Source organism: Kitasatospora purpeofusca, assembly GCF_036010405.1.
Lineage (GTDB): Bacteria > Actinomycetota > Actinomycetes > Streptomycetales > Streptomycetaceae > Kitasatospora > Kitasatospora purpeofusca.
Genome location: NZ_CP108561.1, coordinates 840,172 through 860,597 on the forward strand (window position 1 = coordinate 840,172; position 20,426 = coordinate 860,597).

At 72.1% G+C, this 20,426-nt stretch carries 17 protein-coding genes; 6 read left to right on the forward strand and 11 right to left on the reverse strand.

What is annotated here, in order from left to right; translation table 11 throughout:
- Positions 1 to 166 precede the first annotated feature (166 nt).
- On the reverse strand, positions 167 to 688 hold the full coding sequence (locus OG715_RS03710; protein ID WP_327064226.1) for a discoidin domain-containing protein: 522 nt from the start codon (positions 686 to 688) through the stop codon (positions 167 to 169).
- 108 nt (positions 689 to 796) lie between these two features.
- On the opposite strand from OG715_RS03710, the gene OG715_RS03715 reads away from it, so the two are divergent.
- Positions 797 to 946: a hypothetical protein gene (locus OG715_RS03715; protein WP_327064042.1), complete on the forward strand. Its 150-nt coding sequence runs from the start codon at positions 797 to 799 to the stop codon at positions 944 to 946.
- A gap of 158 nt (positions 947 to 1,104) precedes the next feature.
- Here OG715_RS03715 and OG715_RS03720 read toward each other — a convergent pair whose 3' ends face one another.
- From OG715_RS03720 to OG715_RS03740, 5 genes are all read right to left on the reverse strand, one after another.
- The gene (locus tag OG715_RS03720; RefSeq protein ID WP_327064043.1) at positions 1,105 to 2,118 is read right to left on the reverse strand and encodes a LacI family DNA-binding transcriptional regulator; all 1,014 of its coding nucleotides are present in this window, start codon (positions 2,116 to 2,118) and stop codon (positions 1,105 to 1,107) included.
- Positions 2,119 to 2,237: 119 nt separating this feature from the next.
- The gene (locus OG715_RS03725) at positions 2,238 to 6,569 is read right to left on the reverse strand and encodes a molybdopterin-dependent oxidoreductase (protein WP_327064044.1); all 4,332 of its coding nucleotides are present in this window, start codon (positions 6,567 to 6,569) and stop codon (positions 2,238 to 2,240) included.
- Positions 6,570 to 6,956: 387 nt separating this feature from the next.
- On the reverse strand, positions 6,957 to 7,931 hold the full coding sequence (locus tag OG715_RS03730; RefSeq protein ID WP_327064045.1) for a TolB-like translocation protein: 975 nt from the start codon (positions 7,929 to 7,931) through the stop codon (positions 6,957 to 6,959).
- On the reverse strand, positions 7,928 to 9,235 hold the full coding sequence (locus OG715_RS03735; RefSeq protein ID WP_327064227.1) for an MFS transporter: 1,308 nt from the start codon (positions 9,233 to 9,235) through the stop codon (positions 7,928 to 7,930). Before OG715_RS03735 ends, OG715_RS03730 begins: the two co-directional genes overlap by 4 nt.
- Positions 9,236 to 9,237: 2 nt before the next feature.
- On the reverse strand, positions 9,238 to 10,557 hold the full coding sequence (locus OG715_RS03740; protein ID WP_327064046.1) for a discoidin domain-containing protein: 1,320 nt from the start codon (positions 10,555 to 10,557) through the stop codon (positions 9,238 to 9,240).
- Between the two features lie 628 nt (positions 10,558 to 11,185).
- Between OG715_RS03740 and OG715_RS03745 the strand changes: the two genes are divergently transcribed.
- On the forward strand, positions 11,186 to 11,398 hold the full coding sequence (locus OG715_RS03745; RefSeq protein WP_327064047.1) for a hypothetical protein: 213 nt from the start codon (positions 11,186 to 11,188) through the stop codon (positions 11,396 to 11,398).
- Between the two features lie 185 nt (positions 11,399 to 11,583).
- On the opposite strand, the gene OG715_RS03750 is transcribed toward OG715_RS03745, so the two are convergent.
- The gene (locus tag OG715_RS03750; protein WP_327064048.1) at positions 11,584 to 12,720 is read right to left on the reverse strand and encodes a class I SAM-dependent methyltransferase; all 1,137 of its coding nucleotides are present in this window, start codon (positions 12,718 to 12,720) and stop codon (positions 11,584 to 11,586) included.
- A gap of 1,046 nt (positions 12,721 to 13,766) precedes the next feature.
- Here OG715_RS03750 and OG715_RS03755 point away from each other — a divergent pair.
- Positions 13,767 to 14,966 (forward strand): hypothetical protein, encoded by a 1,200-nt coding sequence (locus OG715_RS03755; RefSeq protein WP_327064049.1) that lies wholly within the window; start codon positions 13,767 to 13,769, stop codon positions 14,964 to 14,966.
- 108 nt (positions 14,967 to 15,074) lie between these two features.
- On the opposite strand, the gene OG715_RS03760 is transcribed toward OG715_RS03755, so the two are convergent.
- A complete protein-coding gene (locus OG715_RS03760; RefSeq protein WP_327064050.1) occupies positions 15,075 to 15,536 on the reverse strand; it encodes a hypothetical protein in 462 nt (153 codons plus the stop codon).
- 880 nt (positions 15,537 to 16,416) lie between these two features.
- Positions 16,417 to 16,893, reverse strand: coding sequence for a DUF4265 domain-containing protein (locus tag OG715_RS03765; RefSeq protein ID WP_327064051.1), 477 nt, complete (start codon positions 16,891 to 16,893; stop codon positions 16,417 to 16,419).
- Positions 16,894 to 17,098: 205 nt separating this feature from the next.
- Here OG715_RS03765 and OG715_RS03770 point away from each other — a divergent pair, with 205 nt between their 5' ends.
- From OG715_RS03770 to OG715_RS03780, 3 genes are all read left to right on the forward strand, one after another.
- Positions 17,099 to 17,683, forward strand: a complete 585-nt coding sequence (locus OG715_RS03770; protein WP_327064052.1) for a ferredoxin — start codon at positions 17,099 to 17,101, stop codon at positions 17,681 to 17,683.
- 129 nt (positions 17,684 to 17,812) lie between these two features.
- The gene (locus OG715_RS03775) at positions 17,813 to 18,178 is read left to right on the forward strand and encodes a hypothetical protein (RefSeq protein ID WP_327064053.1); all 366 of its coding nucleotides are present in this window, start codon (positions 17,813 to 17,815) and stop codon (positions 18,176 to 18,178) included.
- Between the two features lie 404 nt (positions 18,179 to 18,582).
- Positions 18,583 to 18,864, forward strand: a complete 282-nt coding sequence (locus OG715_RS03780; RefSeq protein WP_327064228.1) for a hypothetical protein — start codon at positions 18,583 to 18,585, stop codon at positions 18,862 to 18,864.
- 224 nt (positions 18,865 to 19,088) lie between these two features.
- Here the strand turns inward: OG715_RS03780 and OG715_RS03785 are convergent, their stop codons facing one another.
- Both OG715_RS03785 and OG715_RS03790 read right to left on the reverse strand, forming a co-directional pair.
- A complete protein-coding gene (locus OG715_RS03785) occupies positions 19,089 to 19,406 on the reverse strand; it encodes a hypothetical protein (protein ID WP_327064054.1) in 318 nt (105 codons plus the stop codon).
- Positions 19,407 to 19,596: 190 nt separating this feature from the next.
- A complete protein-coding gene (locus OG715_RS03790) occupies positions 19,597 to 20,361 on the reverse strand; it encodes a hypothetical protein (protein WP_327064055.1) in 765 nt (254 codons plus the stop codon).
- Positions 20,362 to 20,426 lie beyond the last annotated feature (65 nt).

The window sequence follows — 20,426 nt, forward strand, 5'->3', positions numbered from 1 at the left end:
CCCCGGAGAGCACGAGCGAGGGCAGCACGAGCAGCAGGGCGAGCAATTGGGCGAGCCTGCGCTCGACGGACGGACCGAAAGCGGCGAGAGGCCTCACGACGCGACTCCTGTGGGCTGGCGGCAGCAGTCGCAGAAAGTCACAGAAAGTCACAGCATGAGCTGATCATCACCCCGCCTGGGTGTACGCCAGCCCGGACGGCGCACTCGGCGCCCGGGTGTCGCCGGTCGCCGGGCCGTAGGCCTCGAAGGAGGCCAACTGGGCGGCCGGCCAGCCCGAGTTGGCGGTGACCAGCAGCCGCAGGAAGCGGGTGCTCACGGTCGGCAGGTCGACGGTGGCGGTGTTCCCGCCCTGGGGATCGAAGGTGTAGGCCGCCGAGGGCAGCAGGTCGGTGAAGGCGTTGCCGTCGGTGGAGCCCTGGACCTTCAGCGTCTGGGTGCGGCGCTCCCAGCCGGCTGGCAGCCGCAGCGCCAGTCGGCTCACCGGGACGGCCGCCCCCAGATCGCCCTGGATCCACTGCGGGAAGGCGTTGTTGGCGCTCTCCCAGTAGGTGGACCGGTCGCCGTCGTTGACGTTGCGGGCGACGTACTGGCCGTTGGCACTGCTGGCGGTGACCGGGCGGCCGGCCGCGAGATCGGGTCCGCCCGCCGCCCGGGCGACCGGTGCGACCGGCCCCCCGAGCAGGAGCATTCCCACCGCGACCGACGCTGCCGTCAGCCGTCAGCCGTCAGCCGTCAGCCGTCAGAGGATACGGGTCAGGTGCATGAGTCCCTCTGTCTCTGATCGATACCGGTACCGGTGGACCGACCGGGCGTGGGCCGGCCGGTGGAGCGGGCCGACGGCGGCTTCGGCGGCGGCGGCCCGGGGACGTACGGAGCTGGCCACGTCGAGGAGCTCGACTGGCGCGATCAGAAAAACGACAAGATTCTGTCGCAGATTTGCGGCTGAGCACCCAACAGTTACAGCGCGGATACAGCCATGTCAACGGACCGCGTCACGGTGGGTGCACGAAAATGCGGCGGGCACCCGAAGGTGCCCGCCGCTGTCCCGCTCCCCTTCCCGGCTCCCGGCCGGGCCTTCCGCCCGGCCTTCCGCCGGTGCCGCCGTCAGTCGCGCCCGCGCGCCGGCGCGGTCGACCCCCGCACCACCAGCTCCGGCTCGAAGAGCAGTTCCTCGTGGGTGACCCGGACCCCGCCGATCTCACCGACCAGCAGCTCCACCACCGCCCTGCCCATGGCGTCGATCGGCTGCCGCACGGTGGTCAGCGGCGGATCCGTGCAGGTCATGAAGGAGGAGTCGTCGTACCCGATCACCGAGACGTCCTCCGGCACCGCCAGCCCGGCGCGCCGCACCGCCCGGATCGCCCCCAACGCCAGCGGGTCGCTCGCGCACACCACGCCGGTCACGTCACGGCGCAGCAGCCTGGTGGTCGCGGCCTGCCCGCCCTCCAGGGAGAACAGCGCCCGCTCGACGCAGTCGTCGGGCAGCTCCAGGCCGAAGCGCTCGGCGGCGGCCCTGGCCGCGGCCAGCTTCCGCCGCGACGGCATGTGGTCGGCCGGGCCCAGCACCAGCCCCACCCGGCGGTGGCCCAGCTGCCGAAGGTGCCCGAAGGCCTGCTCGACCGCCACCGCGTCGTCGCAGGAGACCCGGGGGAAGTCGAGGTCCTCGATGGCCGCGTTCAGCAGCACGGTCGGCAGACTGCGCTCGGCCAGCCGGGCGTAGTGCTCGTGCGGCGCGTCGCCCTGCGCGTAGAGGCCGCCGAAGAAGACCACCCCGGAGACCTGCTGGGCGAGCAGCAGATCGACGTAGTCGGCCTCCGACACCCCGCCCGCGGTCTGGGTGCAGAGCACCGGGGTGAACCCGTGGCCGGACAGGGCCCCGCCGACCGCCTCGGCGAAGGCCGGGAAGATCGGGTTCTGGAGCTCCGGCAGCACGAGACCCACCAACCTGGCCCGCTCCCCGCGCAGCTGGGTGGGCCGCTCGTAGCCGAGCACGTCCAGCGCGGTCAGCACCGCCGCCCTGGTCGCCTCCGAGACGCCGGGCTTGTCGTTGAGCACACGGCTGACCGTCGCCTCGCTCACACCGACCTTCTTGGCCACCTCGGCAAGTCGTCGTGTCATAACGGGGAGTCTAGAGCAGGAACGCAAACGGCTTGCATCTTTTTGCAAGACCATTTACGTCGGGACGGCCGCATGTGGATGACGCACGGGGCTCAGTGGACGTCGCGCGCACAGCGCTCTCAGTAGACGTCCCGCACATAGCGCTTGTCGGCGGCCAGCTGCTTGAGATGCACGGCGGCCTCCTCCTCGGTGAGGCCGCCGTGGGTGCGGGCGATCTCGCGCAGGGCGCCGTCCACGTCCCTGGCCATCCGGGCCGCGTCGCCGCAGACGTAGAGGTGGGCGCCGTTCTGCAGCCAGTCCCAGAGGCCGAGGCCGTGCTCGCGCATCCGGTCCTGGACGTAGACCTTGTTGCGCTGGTCCCGGGAGAAGGCGAGGTCGAGACGGTCCAGGTGGCCCGTGGCCCGGAAGTCGGCCAGCTCCTCGCGGTAGTAGAAGTCCGTCGACTGCCGCTGCTCGCCGAAGAACAGCCAGTTCGGGCCGGTGTGGCCGAGGGCCCGGCGGTCCTCCAGGAAGCCGATGAAGGGGGCGACGCCGGTGCCCGGGCCAATCATGATCATCGGGGTGGCCGGGTCCGCCGGGGGCCGGAAGTTCGCGGTCGGCCGGACGAAGACCGGCACCGGGTCGTCGCTCGCGCGGTCGGCGAGGTAGGTGGAGCAGACACCCTTGCGGATCCGGCCGGCGCCGTTGGGGTGGCGGACCACCGAGACGGTCACCCGGACCTCGTCCGGGTGGACGAGCGGGCTGGAGGATATCGAGTACAGCCGGGGCTGGAGGGGCTTCAGGACGGCCGCCCAGTCGGCGGCCCCGGCCCGTACGGCCAGCGCGCCGACCACGTCGACGGCCTGCCGGCCCCAGGTCCACTTGGCCAGCTCCCCGGTGTTGTCCGGGCGCAGCAGCCGCTTGAGGGCGCGGTCGCCGGACCGCTCCCCGGCGAAGCGGAGCAGGTCCGGGGTGATCCTGGCGATCTCCAGGTGGCCGCCCAGGGCTTCGGCGAACGGGAGTTCCCCGGCGCCGGGGACGGTGACGGGGGCGTCGGGATCGAGACCGGTGACGGCCAGCCACTCGGCGACCAGCTCGGGGCAGTTCCGCGCCCGGACGCCCAGGACGTCGCCCGCCCGGTAGCCGAGGTCGCCGTGGTGCTCGGTGCCGCCGAGGCCGTCCCTGGTGTCGAAGGCGAACTGCCGGACCTCCTTCGCGGAGCCGGGCAGGCCGAGCAGCCGGTTGCCGGTCACCCGGGCGCCGAAGGGCGACTCCTTGGAGTAGGCGGTCCGGGGCGCGGGGACAGCCACCGGGGCCACCGGCGCGGCGGCGGGGGCACTGTCGACCGGGGCGGCCAGAGCGGCCACCACCTGCTCCAACCACCGGTCGGCCGCGTCCTGGTAGTCGGGCTCGCAGTCCGCGCGCGGGGCGATCCTGGTCGCGCCGAGCTCCCCGAGCCGCTGGTCGAGGCGGCGCCCGTGGCCGCAGAAATCGCTGTAGCTCGAATCGCCGAGCGCGAGCACGGCGTAGCGCAGCCCCCCGGCGTCCGGCGGCGCGTCGGCGAGCACCCCCTCCCAGAAGCCCGCCCCGTTGTCGGGGGCCTCGCCGTCGCCGAAGGTGCTGGTGATCAGGAGCACCGGCGCCCCGGCCGCCAGGGTGGCGGGCCCGGCCTGGTCCATGGCGAGCAGCAGCGGCTGCCAGCCCTCGGCCGTCAGGCGCGCGGCGACCTCGGCGGCGACCTGCTCGGCGGTGCCCGTCTGCGAGGCCCACAGGACGGTCACGGTCCGCGCCGGCGCCGGGACGGCCGACGGAGTGGCCGCGTCCTCGGCCACGTCCGGCGCTCCCGACGCCGCCGCCGGTCCGAGCGCCCCCGTCGCCGCCGGTCCCTCTGATCCCGCCGCCAGGCGCGAGTACGCCCCGGCCAGCACGCCGTTGACCCACCGCGCCCGCTCGGGGTCGACCGGCGCCTGCGCGGGCAGTACCGGCACCCCGGCGGCCCCCGCCGGCGCGGACGGCACGCCGGCCAGGAAGCCCGCCAGATAGGTGCGTTCGGTGGCCGTCAGCCGCGGCGTCTCGACCGCGTCGACGCCCAGCAGCCCGGCCAGCGCCGCGAGTTGCGACCCCCCGGCCTCGCGCGGCCCCTGCTCCACCGGCGGCGCGGGCACGGACGCGGCCGACGGCGCGGGCTCCACGGCCGTCACGGACTCCGCGGCCGTCCTGGGCTCCGCAGCCGCCCCGGACTCCGCCTCCGGTGGCGCGGCCGCCTCCTGCGGGACCGGCGCCGCGACCGGACGCAGCGCGACCGCGCAGACCTTCAGCTCCGGCTGGAACGAGACCGGGTCGACGGCGTCACTGGTGACCGCGTTGATGCTGAGGTACTCGCCGAACAGGTCGTTCCAGTGGAACGGCGCGAAGCAGTCCCCCGGCCGCACCCGGTCGGTGACCACCGCCGGCAGCACGGCCCGCCCGCGTCTCGACGCCACCTCCAGCCGGTCCCCGTCGACCATGCCGAGCGCCTCCGCGTCCTGCGGGTGGATCTCGACGAAGGGGCCCGGGTCGAGCCGGTTGAGCTTGGCGACCCGGCCGGTCTTGGTGAGGGTGTGCCACTGGTGCTGCAACCGGCCGGTGTTGAGACAGAACGGGTAGTCCTGGTCCGGGAGTTCGGCGGGCGGCAGGTGCGGCCGGGCGAAGAACACCGCCCGGCCGGACGGGGTCGGGAAGGCCAGCCTCGGCCGGCTTCCGTCCGGCCGCTCCAGCAGCGTCTGGCTGACACCGTCGTTGAGGTAGCGGACCGGGTTGCGCTCCGGCCCGTCGGGATCGGCGGCCGGCCACTGCACCGGGGTCTCCCGCAGCCGGGCGTAGCTCACGCCCCGCAGGTCCCAGCCGGTCTTCGGGTTCCAGGCCCGCTTGAGCTCCTCGAAGACCTCCTCCGCGCTCGCGTAGTCGAAGCTCTCGGCGAAGCCCATCTCGCAGGCCACCCGGGCGATGATGCGCCAGTCCGGCAGCGCCCCGCCGACCGGGTCGGCGGCCGGCCGGGCCAGGGTGAGGCCGCGCTCCGAGTTGACCAGCACCCCCTCCGTCTCGGCCCAGAACGCGGCGGGCAGCACCACATCGGCGTAGGCGTTGGTCTCGGTGTCGGCGAACACGTCCTGGGTGATGACGAGTTCGGCGGCCTCCAGCCCGGCGATGACGGTCTTGCGGTTGGCGACCGAGGCGACCGGATTGGTGCAGATGATCCAGCAGGCCTTGATCTCCCCCTCGGCCATCCGGGAGAACATCTCGACGGTGCCCCGGCCGACCTCGGTGCGCAGCGTGCCGGGCGGCACACCCCAGAGCTCCTCGGTGAAGGCCCGTTCCGCCGGGTCCAGCACCGACCGCTGCCCGGGCAGGCCGGGCCCCATGTAGCCCATCTCGCGGCCGCCCATCGCGTTGGGCTGGCCGGTGAGGGAGAACGGGCCGCTGCCGGGGCGGCAGATCGCGCCGGTCGCCAGGTGCAGGTTGACCAGGGCGTTGGTGTTCCAGGTGCCGTGGGTGGACTGGTTGAGCCCCATGGTCCAGCAGCTCGTCCACTCCGCCGCCGCGCCGATCAGCCGGGCGGCGGCGCGGATGTCCTCCTCGGCGAGTCCGGTGGTCCGGGCGACCTCGGCGGGCGGGTAGTCCGCCAGGAAGCCGGGCATCTGCTCCCAGCCCTCGGTGAACTCCTCGATGAAGGCCGGGTCGGTGTCGCCGTTCTCGACCAGCAGGTGCAGCAGCCCGTTGAGCAGCGACAGGTCCGTGCCGGGCCGGATCTGGAGGAAGAGGTCGGCCTTGTCGGCGGTCGCGGTGCGCCGGGGGTCGACGACGATCAGCTTGGCGCCCGCCTTCTTGACCCGGTCCATCATCCGAAGGAAGAGGATCGGGTGGCAGTCGGCCATGTTGGAGCCGATGACGAGGAACACGTCGGCGTGGTCGAGGTCCCGGTACGAGCCGGGCGGCCCGTCCGCGCCCAGCGACAGCTTGTAGCCGCTGCCCGCGCTCGCCATGCACAGCCGGGAGTTGGACTCGATCTGGTTGGTGCGGACGAAGCCCTTGGCGAGCTTGTTCACCAGGTACTGGGCCTCCAGCGTCATCTGGCCGGAGACGTAGAAGGCCAGCGCGTCCGGCCCGTGCTCGTCGAGCACCGCCCGCAGTCGGCGCGCCGTCGTGGTGATCGCCGCGTCCACGTCCTCGGCCGCGGGTTCGGCTCCCCGCTCGGCCCGGACCAGCGCGGTGGTCAGCCGCCCGGGCGCGGCGAGCATGTCCGAGGTGGTGGCGCCCTTGGTGCACAGCCGGCCGCCGTTGACGGGGTGGTCGCGGTCCCCGGACGACTTCACCACGGTGCGCCGGCCCGTCGCCCCGTCGACGGCCACGTCGAGCAGCATGCCGCAGCCGACACCGCAGTACGAGCAGACGGTGCGAACACGCTGGACGGGCTTCGGGTCCGGTACCGTCACCACGGCTCCCTCTCAGGTAGCGATCTCCGGCCTCGGTCCTGCCGGTCCGTGCCGTCCGGCGGTGAGGAGGCCCACCACCGGCACCGTAGGAAGACGGCGTTAACACGAGATCACGAACCCGGACGCCGTGCGTAAACCCCGCCGCACGGCCGGCACGCCACCCCGGTGAGCCCGGGGCCGGCCGCACCGCCCGCCGGACGTGCCGGACGCGCCCGACCCGGCGAACCCGCCCGCCCCGCAGACCCGCCCGACCGGCCGACCGCCTTCGCACAGTGCCACGGCGGGCGGGCCGTTGCCAAGACGCCGCCGCGCCCGGACCCGCCGGGCGGCGGGGACGGGCGCGGGGACGGGCGCGGGGACGGGCGCGGGACGGCACGTGTTGCGGCTTCAGCCCGGCGGGGGCGGCACGGTGACCGGGGAGGACGCGCCGGGGAGGACGAGGCTCGGCGTCCCGCTCCCGTCGGCGGGGGTGGACCAGACGTCGGTGGCCTTGCTCCCGCGGGCCGGGAGGGCGTAGGCGAGGGTGCTGTCGTCGAGCCACGCGGCCTGGTCGTCGACGCTCCGGGTCTCGGCGAGCGGGTGCTCGCGGAGGTCGGCCAGGTCGAGGACGTAGAGGCGCCAGGGCGCCACGGGGTCGGCGGAGACCTTCTTCTTGAAGGCGATCCGGGTCCCGTCCGGCGAGAGCGAGGGGCACTCGACGTTCTCCCGCAGGGTGCGGGCCGACCAGGCCTTGAGGTCGCCCTCGACCAGGTGGGTGCGGCCGCCCGTCGACACGGTGGCGTAGAAGCGGTTGTCGTCGGCCGCGAAGTTGACGCCCCAGTAGTTGAGGTCGGCGGCGTGGTAGCGGGCGTCCCCGATCGTCAGCGGGATCTCCTCCACCGACTTGATCAGATAGCCCGTGCGCAGGTCCAGGACCGAGGTCCGGGTCGAGAAGCGGCCGGCGGCGTAGGAGTCGCCGACGGCGAAGGTGGTCCAGGACAGCACCTGGCCGGAGGGCGACACCCGGGCCCGGTTGGGGATGCCGGGGACGGTCACCTTCCGGAGCTCGGTGAACCGCCGGTCGTAGACCACCGCCTCGGTGCGGGCCGGGGTACCGGGCAGGGCGCGCAGGCACAGGGCCCGGTCCCCCGCCGCGTAGAACCGGGCGCAGGACGGACCGTCCGCCACGCCGCCCGGGCTGCGGGCGACCCGGCCGGTGGCGGTGTCGCGGTAGTAGAGGCCGGGCTCCTCCAGGGTGAACGAGGCTTCCGCCGCGACGAGTTGCGGCCCGCCGCCGCGTTGCCGGGCGTGCAGCACATAGCCGAGGGAGCCGCCCAGGAGGACGAGGACGGCGAGGACCAGCACGGTCGAGCGGTACTTCATCGGACCTTCCTTCCCGGCAGGATCCGCCAGGCGGCGGTGAGGGCGACGGCCAGGACGAGGGCGGCCGAGACCAGGGCCGGGCGCGGCCCCCACCACGTCCAGGCCGCGCCGAAGCCGGCGGCGCCGACCAGGCGGGCCAGGGCCTGGCCGGTCTGCAGGACGGCGAGCCCGCTCGCCCGGCCCCGCGCCGGGAGCGCGGGCGCGGCCAGGGCCATCAGCACGCCGTCGGTGGCGGCGTAGAAGACGCCGAGGAGGACGAGCACGAGCACCGCGACCGCCGGTCCGGCCGGGGCGAGCAGGGTGAGGTAGGCGGCGAGCAGGGCGCCGTGGCCGAGCAGGAAGGGGATCCGCCGTCCGCTCCGGTCCGCGAGCCGCCCGGCCGGGACGGCGAGCAGCAGGTAGCAGGCCGCCGAGCCGAGCGGCAGCAGCGGGAAGAGCGCGGCCGGGAGGTCGAGGCCGCGCTGGAGCAGCAGGTAGAGGAAGGAGTCGCCGATGGTGGCGGCACCGAGGAGGGCCGCGGCGACGACCACCCGCCGGAAGGCGGGGTCGGCGAGCACCCGGGGCGCGGTCCCGGCCGGCTTCGGGGCCGGGACGGGCTTCGGGGCCGGGACGGGCTTCGCGACCGGGGCCGGCTTCGGGACGCGCCTCGGCCGTCCGGGGGTGGTCGGCGCCGCCGGGTCGGCGGGGACGAACAGCCCCAGCACCACCACGCCGACCAGGCCGATGGCGAAGCTGAGCACGAACACCGCGTCGTAGGCGTCCGCCGTCGCCCACAGGACGAGGAACGCGACCAGCGGACCGAGCAGCGCCCCGGTGGTGTCCATCGCCCGGTGCACACCGAACGCCCGGCCGAGGGCCTCCGGCGGCGCGCTCAGCGTGATCATCGCGTCCCGGGGCGCGGTGCGCACGCCCTTGCCGAGCCGGTCGGCGGCCATCGCGGCGGCGATCCCGCCCGCCGCCCCGCCCGCCAGCAGCAGGCCGAGCCGGGAGAGCGCCGAGAGCAGGTAGCCCGCCCCGGCGACGGTCCGGTGGCGGCCGCCGCCGCGGTCGGCGAGCCGCCCGCCGAGGAGCCGGACCAGCGCCGTGGCGCCGTTGAACAGTCCGTCGAAGACGCCGAACTGGAGGGGTGACAGGCCGAGGCCCAGCACCAGGTAGAGCGGCAGCACGGCCCCGACCATCTCCGAGGAGATGTCGGTGACCAGGCTGACCGCCCCGAGCGCGACGACCGTGCCGGGGACGCGCCGCCCCGCCCCGACGGGGCGGGGCGGCGCGTCCGAACGGCGGCCGGTGGTGGCCAGGTACATCATCAGTGGCAGCTGTAGGTCGGGCTGGTGTCCTTGGCCTTGCCGTCCGTACCGACGTAGCTCCAGCCGTACCCGGAGTCGGTGAAGTCGAGCTTCAGCACGCCGTACTCGCCGCTGATCCGCTTCTGGCTGTTCGGCTGGACCTGCTCGATCGGGTAGGGCTCCGCGCCGCCCATCCCGCCGACGATCTCGACGATCCCGTCCGCGGTGGCCTTCCCGTCCGGGTCCTGCGGGGCGAACCGCTCGTAGTGGTGGTCGTGCCCGTTGAGCACCAGGTCGGCCTTGGCGTCGTAGAGGATCCGCCACACCGGCCGGGAGACCGGGTCGTTGCCGTGCCCGCCCGAGGAGTACAGCGGGTGGTGCCAGTAGGCGGCGACGCACTTCTTGCCGTTCGCCGCGAGGTCGGCCTTCAGCCAGTCGATCTGGGCGCTCTGGTCGAAGGCGTTGGAGTCGAGGGCGACGAAGTGCCAGTTGCCCTCGTCGAAGCTGTACCAGCTCTTGCCCTGCGGATAGGCGATGCTGCCGAAGTAGGCCTTGTAGCCGACGAGGGAACCGGCCGGGTCGTAGGTCTCGTGGTTGCCGGGGACGGGGTGGGTCTTCGCCTTGAACGCACCCCAGGTCTTGTCGTAGTAGGCCTTGAAGTCGGACAACCGGGCGTCGTCGTACTGGCTGTCACCCATCGTCAGGTAGAACTTCGGGTCGATCCGCTGGGCGAGGGCAGCGGTCTTCGGGTGCGCGCAGGCGCTGTCCGAGGCGGTGCACTGCGCGGCGATGTCGCCCGCCGCGACCACGGTGAAGGCCCCGCCCGGCGTGGGCCCGGTGGACGTCGGGGTCGGCGTCGGGGTCGGCGTGGTGTCCGAGGTCCCGTAGACCTCCATCTCGAACAGCGAGTACCCGTAGGACGTTCCGCGCGCCGTCCCGTACATCCGGACGTAGCGGCCCTTCCCGGTCAGGCCGGTCCAGTCGTCCGTCCCGCCGTTGCCCGCCTTCTCCTCGGCGACCGAGGTCCAGGTCGCCCCGTCCGCGGACACCTCCAGACGGTACGCCTTCGCGTACGCGGCCTCCCAGACCAGCTTGATCCGCGACACGGCGGCGTTCGCCCCGAGGTCGACCCGCAGCCACTGCGGGTCCTTGCCCTCCGTGCTCCCCCACCGCGTACCGGTGTTCCCGTCGAACGCCTTGCCCGCCGCGTACGACGAGCCCTCCGTGGACGAGGCCGTGGCGGCCTTGCCCCGCGAGAGCAGCGGATCGGCCGCCGCTCCCGCCTGCCCGGACCAGCCGAGCAACAGTCCGCCCACCAGCACGAGCACGGTGGCGAACACTCCGATGTGTACAGGCCTCACTGAGACTTCGGGACGCATCCCTGGACTCCCTGACCTCGAACGACGGCGAGAGCTGGACTCCGGCCCGGCCCGCACGCGAGCCCTCCGGCCGGGCGGCGGCCCGCACCACCGCAGCGGCCGGGTCAGAGCTCTCGCTGAGCACGTCACGCCCCGGCAGTGCGGGCGCCGCGCCAAGCCGCCGTCGGGGAGCCTAGTGGTAAGTAAAGTTTCCTGACAATACCCTGATCGCGCCGAACTCCCTTGCGAACTCCCTTGCGAACAAACGGCCGTACGTCGACCGACCGCCGACCCGACCCGGCACCTGCGGGGCGAGCGAGGACGGCCGGAGCGGGTGGGACGCCGGAGCGGGTGAGACGCCGGAGCGGGCAGCTGCGGACGGCGATGCGGCGGAGGGCCGGCCGCACGGACCGGGGCGCAATCAGGCGCCGCCGGTGGCGGCCATGCACCGCCTGCTCGACCTGGCCCGGGCGCCACTGACACACGGTCAGCGGGCCGGTCGCCCCAGGGCCCGCATTGGGCGCGTTGGCGAACAGGCGTACGAACGCTGCGGCATATGCTGGGTCGGGCGGTGCCGTACCGCCGCGCTTCAACGGGAGGGACATCAAAAATGCCGAAGCGACACACCCGAAGCCGCCTCGCGGCCATCACGCTCGTCACCGGCCTCGCACTCACCGGCCTCACGGGCGTGGCCGCCGCAACCGAGCCGCACCCCGGAGCAGGCGTCGGCGCACACCTGCTCGACCACGCGACGGGCAGCGGCGTGACGGCGGCAGCCGTCAGCGGCCAGCCGCAGCTCGGCGTGGGGATCTGGGGCAGCTGAGCCAGCGACGGCGGGCCCGGTCCGAGCCTGTTGGGCTCGGACCGGGCCCGCCGGATCCCGACGACCTCGTCGCCGCCGCAGCCGTCCTGCAGACCGAGCTCCGAGTCACCGGCTGCGCCATCCCTGTCCTCGCGATCGCCGAGGTCACAAGCCTGCCCACCCCCGGCGACAGCCGACGCCGACCGTCAAATGCCGGTGAGGCGCCAGAGCGAAGTGACCTCTGCGGTGCGGGCGGAGTGGAGGGGGTCTGCGGTGTCCCCCGATCGTGGATGGCGCGGCCGGATGTCCGTCCTGTCCAGCACGTGCAGGCCCGCTGCCTCGATGTCGCCCAGAAGTTCGCTGCGCGTCCTGAGTCCTAGGCGCTCGGCCAAGTCCGAGAGGATGAGCCACCCTTCACCTCCCGGTTCGAGATGCGCGGTGAGTCCGCCCAGGAAGTCGCCGAGCATGCTGCTTCCCGGGTCGTAGACCCCTTGTTCCACGGCGGACGTGGGGCGGGCCGGAATCCAGGGCGGGTTGCAGACGACAAGGTCCGCGCGGCCCGGGGGGAACAGGCCGGGGCCCACGATGTCGATGCGCCCGGTGAAGTGCAGCCGGCGGACGTTCTCCTGTGCGCAGGCCAGGGCACGCGGGCTGATGTCGGTCGCCACGACGTGGTCGATCCCCCGGCGGGCCAGGACGGCAGCGAGCACTCCCGTCCCCGTCCCGAGGTCGAATGCGGTACGGCGGCGACCCGTGCGACGGGCCGCCGGCGCGGGGAACGGTGCTTGTGCAACGAGGTCGACGTATTCGCCCCTGACCGGGGAGAACACGCCGTAGTGCGGGTGAATCCGGGCGCCGAGGGCCGGTACCTCCACGCCCTTCCTGCGCCACTGATGAGCTCCGATCACGCCCAGTAGTTCAGTGAGCGGGACAGCCATCGGCCCGGACGGCGGACCGTACGCCTCGACGCACGCCTGGCGCACATCGGGGGCCCTGCGCAGGTTCAGGCAGTAGTCGTCCTCCAGCAGGACGAGGAGCTTGCCGAGCACACGGGCACGGTGACCGCGGGCCCTGCGGTACAGGTGGAAGGACTCGGCCGGGCTGCCGCCCCGCCGAGAGGGTTTCCGGTCGATGCGACGGCCCAGGGCCTGCAGCAGCTGACGTGCGTTGTGGAAGTCGCCCTGCCACAACAAGGCGCCTCCCTCGCAGGCCAGGCGGTACGCAGCGTCGGCTTTCGTACGGTCGTCCGCGCCGACGACCCGGCCGGGAGGCGGTGTCGCGCTCTCGGAATGCCAGTGGGCGGAACGGGGGGTGTTGATCTCGGTCCAGTGGATCGTGGACACCACGTACTCCTCGTGGTCGAACGTGCAGGGGCACGAAGAGCACTTCGACGAGGAGCAGGGCAAACGGCCCGTGCCGCAGCACGGGCGCGTGTGTCAGGGCAGGTGGGGCTACCGCTCCCGCGTCGAAGCGCGAGAGGAGGAGTCGCCGAGAACCATGCCGAGTGTCACGACCAGCCCTTTCAGAGATGTGAGGCAAGAGGCTCGCACAGCCCCCTGTCCGCAGGCAACCCGGCCCATCACTCGTCGAGATCTGGGATCGCTGCCTGGACGGTCTGCGGACCGGGGAGTACGAGGTCGACTGCCCGTACTGCGGCATCAACGTGTTCGTGGTGATCGGACAGGACGACTACTTCCGCTGCAGCGATGACTACGCGTTGCGAGAGGTGGAAAAGTCGCCCCTCCGACCGGTGCGCACCCAAGAGCTGGACGGGCTGCCACAAAGGTTGTTCACGCGAGCGATGGCGGACGGGCAGGAAAACCTGGCTCACGGCATTTCCGTACCTGTTCGGACACGCCGCCTGTCCAGACTGCGGGACGGACTTCTCCGTGGCGGAGCGGGTGGTTGCCAACTGGATTCCGTGACCGACCCGCCGGTGCGCCGTGCGCTGCCTCGGCTGGGGCCCCGGCGCAACGCGCAACGGAGCGACCTGTCGGACCCGGCCAGTATGTTGCTGACCATGACCTCCGTGAACGTCGTGAACCCCCGTGCTCGGACCAGCCGGTGTACCACCGGCGTCCCTGGGCCCGTCTCCGGGAACGCTTCCCGCAGCTCCGCCGCCGCCCTCGAAGTGATCCCTCTGTGGGCCGCACCTCACGCCGCCGTCCCCCCGGCGACGCGTCGGCGCTGAGCCGGGGCAACACCCGCAGCGAACCGTGGCGCCCACCAGAGATCACCTGAACGACAGGAGAAAGATCGATGAGAACCGCCCGGGCGGACGCGACCGCCGCCGCCGAGGTGGTCGCGACAGTCCACTCCGACAAGAACCTGAGCCTCGTCCTTCTCGCTGGACGACACCGAGGCGGACCTGCGCGAGAATGAGCCCGACATGGACCGGATCCGTGCTCACCTCACCACGGTGACCGGCATCGCGGCGCTCACCGACCTTGCCGGTACGGTGCCGCATCACCTGCTGTTCACGTTGACGCGGGTGGGGTCACACGAACGCACCGGGGGGACCAAGATGGCGACGAGCACGGTGGACGTGGCAGTTCCCGACGTGCTGGGGCCGGTCGTGGATGTGGCAGCGTTGCCGGCGGCCCTCGGTGACGCGGGGCCGGCGTGGCTGGTGCTGTCCGAGGACGGACAGCTGGCTCGGTGGACGCCGACGACCGGCGAGGTGCGGGACGTGGCCCGGTACCGGGAGGAGCGGCCGGCGGCCGAACACGCTGACGACGTTCGACCGCGGCTCCATGTGTCTCGATGCGGCCGTTGGGCGGCGGTGGTCCAGGACCGCGGTCGGTACGGCACCGTCGTCGATCTCAGCACCGGTTCGCCGGCGTTGACGTTGGACGGCGGGGAGTACTGCTGTGAAACCGTCCCGTTCGCGTTGGCGTTCGCCGAACACGCCGGCCGACCGGTTGTCGTCCATCGCACGGACTGGAACCGGTTGGATGTCACCGATCCAGCGTCCGGCGAGGTACTTACGGCGCGGGACATCCCGGACAGGGACGAGGAAGGCGCGGAGCACGACCTCGACTACTTCCACGGCGCGCTGTCCCTGAGTCCTGACGGGACTCGTGTCTACGACGGCGGTTGGGTGTGGCAGCCGTGGGGGATGCCGGCGGTGTGGAGCCTGACCGCGTGGCTGCACGGCAACCCGTACGAGTCCGAGGACGGGCCCAGCCATGCGGTGTACCCCGAGGTCTCGGAGTGGGACGGGCCGGTGGTGTGGATCGACGACGGGCGGATCGCGGTGTACGACCGGGACGATGCCGGCAGCGGTACCGTCCACGTCCTCGACCCCACTTCGATCGAACTTCGCTCGCCGGGCGTCCGATGGATCAAGGCGGTCACGACGTTCCCCTGGCCGGTCGGCGAATTCGGCTTCTTCACCGACGGAGAGCATCTGCTGATCGCCGACGAGACCGGCCTGCAGGGCGTCGACGTCACCAGCGGACAGCAGGTGTTCACGATCGACGGGTTCCGCCCGACGCGTCAGGATCGACACACCGGAACGCTGATCCAGGTCGGCAGCGCCGACGCCCGGTTGTGGACGCCGCCGAAGTGGACTGCGCGCGCCGGCTGAGCTGCCATCTCCCGCAGAGCACCGAGCGGGAGAACATCCGCGAGTCCACACGGGAAGCGCTCGACACCGCCTCTCCCAAGGGCACGTACGACGGCCGGCCACCGGTCATCACCCACGACCTGCTGCCTCTGAGGCCCGTGCCCATTCCTCGCGCGGCCGCAGCCGCGCCAGTAACCGTTGGGCTTCGTCGCGGACGCCGACGTCCTGGTCTGCTGCCAGCTCGCGGTACTGCTCGATCAGCCGGTCCGCGCCTTCGGTCGTCATCCAGTCGGGGTCGCAGTCCAGAGCGGCTTGGATCTCCTCTGCGGTCCAGGTTTCCGACGCGCAGCTTCTGGCGAGCAGCACGCAGCGAAGTCCGACGGTGTCCTTGCGTTCGAGCAGGGCCAAAGCCGTCTCCTGGGTGACAGCGGTGTCCTGGACGTCCAGGAGGAGGCGGTGGACGACGCCCGTCGCCTCGTCGATCCTGTCCGACCTCGCAAGCCACCGCCCGGCAGCGGCGCGGACAGACCACGCCGGCGAGACGGCATTCCGAATCGCCGTGCTCAGCTCTTGGTCGTCGAGGAATGCCATAGCACCAGCCTGCCAGGAGCCCCGAAAATCTCCGGATGATTTTCGTCAGGACCTCGCCGCCGTTGCCCCCGGTCTCACCCTGGAATGGAGTCCAGGGAAGGTCGAAGGCCACGTCGACAAGGTCACGACCCTCAAGCGCGCCATGTTTGGCCGGGCTTCCTTCCGACTCCTTCGGATCCGTATCCTCACGAGTCACCGCTGAAGTGCGACGATGCGACTCAGGTCCGGAGGACCGCGCTCGCTCGGGGACAAGCGAGCTGGCACCCTTCCTTGATCATTCACGGAATTCCGGTAAGAGTCGCCGTTCTCCCCAGTGCCGTCACCAGCAATCATCTGGTCCTCCCTGCGCCCGCGGGGGTCAGCCGGTTCTCACCGCGCTCCGGCCAAGGGGTCTGCTGTCCTCCTGCGTCCGCTGGGCTCAGTCGCTGGTGACTACTGGTTCCTCGTCGAGGAGGCCGCAGGCGAACGGGACGGTCTCCAGGAACTCCCGCCGTCCCGCCAGCCCGGGCCCGTCTCGGTCGTGGCAAGGTCCGCGAGCACGGCGGTGGGGAACCGCTCGCACCGTGTCAGCACCCAGCTCACACTCTCCATCACCCTCACCGCGGCGTAGGGGTCCACCTACCTCGCCGTCCTGGCAACTGTTGAGGAACTGGACGATGTCGACGACCAGTCCGGCAAGGACAGGCACCAGCGGATCCGTCTCAGTCACCCGGGCAACCTACCTACCCCCCAACGACAACAGCCCCACCCCGGCGAACTTCGATATTTGGGGCGGCGAGCAGAACTACATGAACGGTCAGTAGGGGCCCGAAAACTCCTGACCAGGCGTGATGAGCGAGCAGAGTCAACGCAACTCTTACGAAGGCTGATCGGGGTCAGATCAAGCGTTCCGCCACTCGGCAGTGCCGCAGCCAACCTCGTAGTGCCACCAACCATCGCTCTGTCCTTGCTCCAGCAGGGCCTTGATTCCGGCGAAGTCCGTGCCAGTCGGCACGTTGAAGGCCACCATCGGGAAGTCCGCGCTCATGACCTCACCACCGAGGTCGAAGGCAGCCAGGCGTTGGTGCACCGCCTGAGGGCTGCGGCCCAGCGGCCCAGCGGGGACGGGCACGATGCGAACCGTGCAGTTGCCGACCGTGCTGACCCGCCCGACGGCCCAGTGCAGTCCATCCGAGTCGGTCTGGAAGTGAACAACGTCCCCCTCAGCCACGCCGTCCAGGAGGAACGGCACGTTCTCGATCGCAGCCGTGTCGGCACTGAGCCTTGTCGCCCACAGGCCCTCGATGTCCTGAGGGAACCAACCCTCACGCGGGACGAACCGGAACCAGACCTTGATCTTCTCGATCGCGTTCTCCATGGCGGCCATCATGCGCGGACCGCCTGCGATGCCCTGCGCTGGGGTCCGAACTGGGTGCTCAATCCTCGTTGAGGCGGACCGGCTTACCAGCAACCCTCGCTGAGACAGGTCACCTGTGACCTGGTCGTCGCCGCCCTGCCTGCCGTGGCGGGGGTACCGCACCGAGGTGGCTGTTGCGTTCCGGCGATCTGGCATCCTGCGGATCATGACCTACTGGGATCCGATCCCTGCTGTCCGCGCCCTGGTGGGCACGCCCCATCCGATGTGGCAGGAGGGCGTTGTGCGGCACGACTGGTCCGGGCCCGCGCCTGATGGCTGGGCGAACCGGGACTGGCACAACGTCACAGGCCCCTTCTACACGGCCGGCACCGACAACTGCTTCACCGGCAGGCGGTGCGCGCCGGAGCATGTCGCATACGAGGACGAGTACTGCACCGAGTTCGTCTACCGTCCGCCGGTCGAAGTTGCCGGTGTCCACGAGTTGACCTGCGCCGGTGAGTGCGACCCCCTCGGGGCGTACGGAGGGGACGGCGACCGGCGCTGGACCCCGGAGCTGGTCCGGGATTGGTGGGGTGAGCGCGGCAGAGCGCGGGAGTGGGCCCTGCGGGTGGGGCGGGGCGAGTGGGCGACCTCCGAACGCGAGCAGTTCCAGGACGTCGCTGCAGGGGCACGGGCGTACCTCGCCCACCTGGACCACGGCCTTGGGGAGTACCTCCGCGACTACATGTTCTGGCTGTCCGAAGGCCGCCCGGCCGCACCTGGTGAGCGCCTGCCGGAGCTCGACGCGTAGCTGCCGAAGTGCGGCCGCACCGGGCTGGGAATCCCGGCCCGTCTCAGGTGCTGGGTCGGTAACCGTCAGCAGGCTCAGGACGGTCCTTGAGGTGTCGGACTGTCCCTCCCGCTGAGCTTCTCTGCCGACGTGGTCAGGGTCGGTGCCGGCTTCGGCGGTCGTGGCGGCCTCGACGATCACCAGGTCGGGGATCAGCGGGCCGTCAGGGACGATGACGTTGACGGTCTCCAGCGCCTCGAACGGTGCTTCGGCGTGGTCGATGGCCAGGCTCAGGAGCACGGCGAGGTGGAGGCTGGCGCGCTGATGGCGAACACCGGTGCGGGGGCTCAGCAGAAGGGCACCCCCGAGGAGCTCGATCCGGTGGTGGGTGTCCTCGGACAGGGCCAGGACGCTGTCCACGGCCCACGGCCCGACGTGGTGTTCGACGGCGGTGACGCTCACGTGCTCCATTGTCCTGGCCTCCCCTCCGGTCAGCGGCCGGTGTGCTCCGGGTAAACCTCGATGCGCGGGCCCGACCTCGGGGCCAGGACATCCCGGTAGTGGCGGTCGAAGGACAGGATCGCCGGACGTTGGAGTCTGCGGGCGAGGACGGCGTTGACGGCGTCGGCCAGCCCGAGCTCGTGCCCCCCGGTAGCGCGCGCTGGGCGTTCTCACCCGCGACCTGTACCACAAGACGGCGACGGCACCCATCGGCCCCGACGAGCACCTGCGCAAGGCCTACGCCGCGCCGGGTGTCGTGGTGGAGTTCATGGTCGCCGACCACGTCCTGGTCGTCGTCGAGGTCTTCGACGAGCTCCAGTACCTGATCGACGAGACCGACGCCCGCTGACCCAAGACGGCATCGCCCAGGGCTCTTCATCGGTCCGCCGGGACGCCGATAGCCTGGGCGAGTGATCAACATGCAGGTGCGGGGTGACAGTCGCGACGTTGTGGCGCGGGCCGAGGCCGGGGTGCAGTGGACCTCCGCTCTTGCCGATCTGGATCCCACGCTGTTCCCGATACTCACGGCCCTGACGCCGTACGGGGATGCGGTCTTCAACCAGCGGCAGGTGCCGATGCTGCTGGCGGAACTCGACCGGCTGCCGGCCGCGTGCGGCGGCGACTGGGTCGGGCAGGCCCGCGAGTTGTGCCGAATCGTCGAGCAGGGGCCGCACCGGTATCTGTGGTTTGTCGGAGACTGACTTGCGGTCGCCGGTGTCGGAGGCCGGGTCGGTGCGGGCGGTGTGGTCGTCGACCTCGGGGTCGGTGCCGCCGGGCACCGGGATACCGAGCCGCGGATGGACGGCGAGGCGCTCGACGAGCTTCTCGACCGCGTCCAGCTCGCCGGGCCGCAGCACGGCGAGGACCCGTTCGGCGGCGTCGGAGAGGAAGACGTGCAGTGGGGCCGGTGGTTCGGGCAGGTCGGTCACCGGTCGCCGCCGGCGGCGCGCGCCCGGGCGAAGGCGTCGGAGGCCGGGGTCCACTGCTGGCCGCCGATCGGCGCGGCGAGCGAGGCCATCGCGTGCTCGTCGGTGCGCAGGGTCAGGCGGTGGCGGTAGGTGGCGGCGACCTCGGCGACGGCGGCGAGGTCGCCGATCGGGGAGGAGTCGAGCGCGACGGCCAGGGCCTGCTCGAAGGCCTCGCGGTCGCCGGGCAGCCCGTACCTGCTGAGTGCGGTGCGCAGTTCGTGCAGGGTTGCGGGCCGGCCCGGGGCCGGGGTCTCGTGGTCGGGCTGGGTGGTCACCGGGGCCTCCTGGAGGGTGGCGGCCGCAGGGACGGCGGGCCGCAGGTTCGACGGTAGCGGTCGGCGGCCCGGCGGCGGAGCGGTCCCGGTCACGCGGCACCGCTACGGGCCATCGCGGGCGCGGCGGGATCGTTCCGCGTGCCGCCTTGCCAGCACGGGCACGTTGTTCGGCGAAAACCTGGCGGCTGCCTCATTCGTCCTCGCCGTCGAGGTCGTAGGGCGGGACGGTCCATCGCATCACCGTCTGCCCCGCCGTGTCGGCTTCGAGCGTGACCGGGTAGACCTGGCCGGCGTCCCGTTCACCGCAGTACCTCATCGAGTGGTCACCCTGGTCCCATCCGATGCCGAGGACCTGGCAGCCTCCGACCTCGATCGCTCCGGCCCGGAGCGGGTGGTGCCACCCTGCTCGCCGGAACCGGTGGAAGTCCGTGTGCTTGTCGATCGGGACCATGAGGCCGTTGCCGTGGAGGCGGTCGCGCCAGGCGGTGAGTTCGGCCGCGCGCGTACCTGCCTCGGCCAGCGGGAGGTCGAGCCACCCGTGCGGTCCTTCGCCGCCGTACCGCGGGATCCGCGCACCTCCGAACTGCGCGTGCGCGTCGTCCGCGTACCGGTCGACGGGGAGGTCACCGAGCCGGAGCGGCACCGATCGGTCCGCGGTCCCGGGCCACGGGACGCCGAGGCCGACCTCCAGGGTCGCGATCGTCGGTTGCCCGTCGAACGGCGACGGCGAGGTGCTCGCCCGCACTTCCAACGGCCGGTCGGCGGCGGCGGGGACCACGATTGCTTCGCACAGCCACTCGTGAAGATGGCCTCCTCCCGACGACGCCGCCGCCCTGACCCGCTCGGACAGGGGCTGCCCGAGCTCCCGCCAGCAGTCGATCCACCCGGCCATGCCGAGCACCAGCACCCCGGACGGCACGTTGACGGATCCCAGATAGACGAAGGTCTCAGGCATGCGCCGATTGTGCCTTCCCGGTACGAGAGGACCCGCTGCGAGGTACCGGCTGCCACGTCACCGGA

What these genes read in the sequence shown, in the direction of transcription:
- OG715_RS03710 (WP_327064226.1), bottom strand. Translation starts at nt 688, where the DNA reads ATGCTCCTGCTCGGGGGGCCGGTCGCACCGGTCGCCCGGGCGGCGGGC.
- OG715_RS03720 (WP_327064043.1), bottom strand. Translation starts at nt 2,118, where the DNA reads ATGACACGACGACTTGCCGAGGTGGCCAAGAAGGTCGGTGTGAGCGAG.
- OG715_RS03730 (WP_327064045.1), bottom strand. Translation starts at nt 7,931, where the DNA reads ATGAAGTACCGCTCGACCGTGCTGGTCCTCGCCGTCCTCGTCCTCCTG.
- OG715_RS03735 (WP_327064227.1), bottom strand. Translation starts at nt 9,235, where the DNA reads ATGTACCTGGCCACCACCGGCCGCCGTTCGGACGCGCCGCCCCGCCCC.
- OG715_RS03745 (WP_327064047.1), top strand. Translation starts at nt 11,186, where the DNA reads ATGCCGAAGCGACACACCCGAAGCCGCCTCGCGGCCATCACGCTCGTC.
- OG715_RS03755 (WP_327064049.1), top strand. Translation starts at nt 13,767, where the DNA reads ATGGACCGGATCCGTGCTCACCTCACCACGGTGACCGGCATCGCGGCG.
- OG715_RS03760 (WP_327064050.1), bottom strand. Translation starts at nt 15,536, where the DNA reads ATGGCATTCCTCGACGACCAAGAGCTGAGCACGGCGATTCGGAATGCC.
- OG715_RS03765 (WP_327064051.1), bottom strand. Translation starts at nt 16,893, where the DNA reads ATGGAGAACGCGATCGAGAAGATCAAGGTCTGGTTCCGGTTCGTCCCG.
- OG715_RS03770 (WP_327064052.1), top strand. Translation starts at nt 17,099, where the DNA reads ATGACCTACTGGGATCCGATCCCTGCTGTCCGCGCCCTGGTGGGCACG.
- OG715_RS03780 (WP_327064228.1), top strand. Translation starts at nt 18,583, where the DNA reads ATGCAGGTGCGGGGTGACAGTCGCGACGTTGTGGCGCGGGCCGAGGCC.
- OG715_RS03790 (WP_327064055.1), bottom strand. Translation starts at nt 20,361, where the DNA reads ATGCCTGAGACCTTCGTCTATCTGGGATCCGTCAACGTGCCGTCCGGG.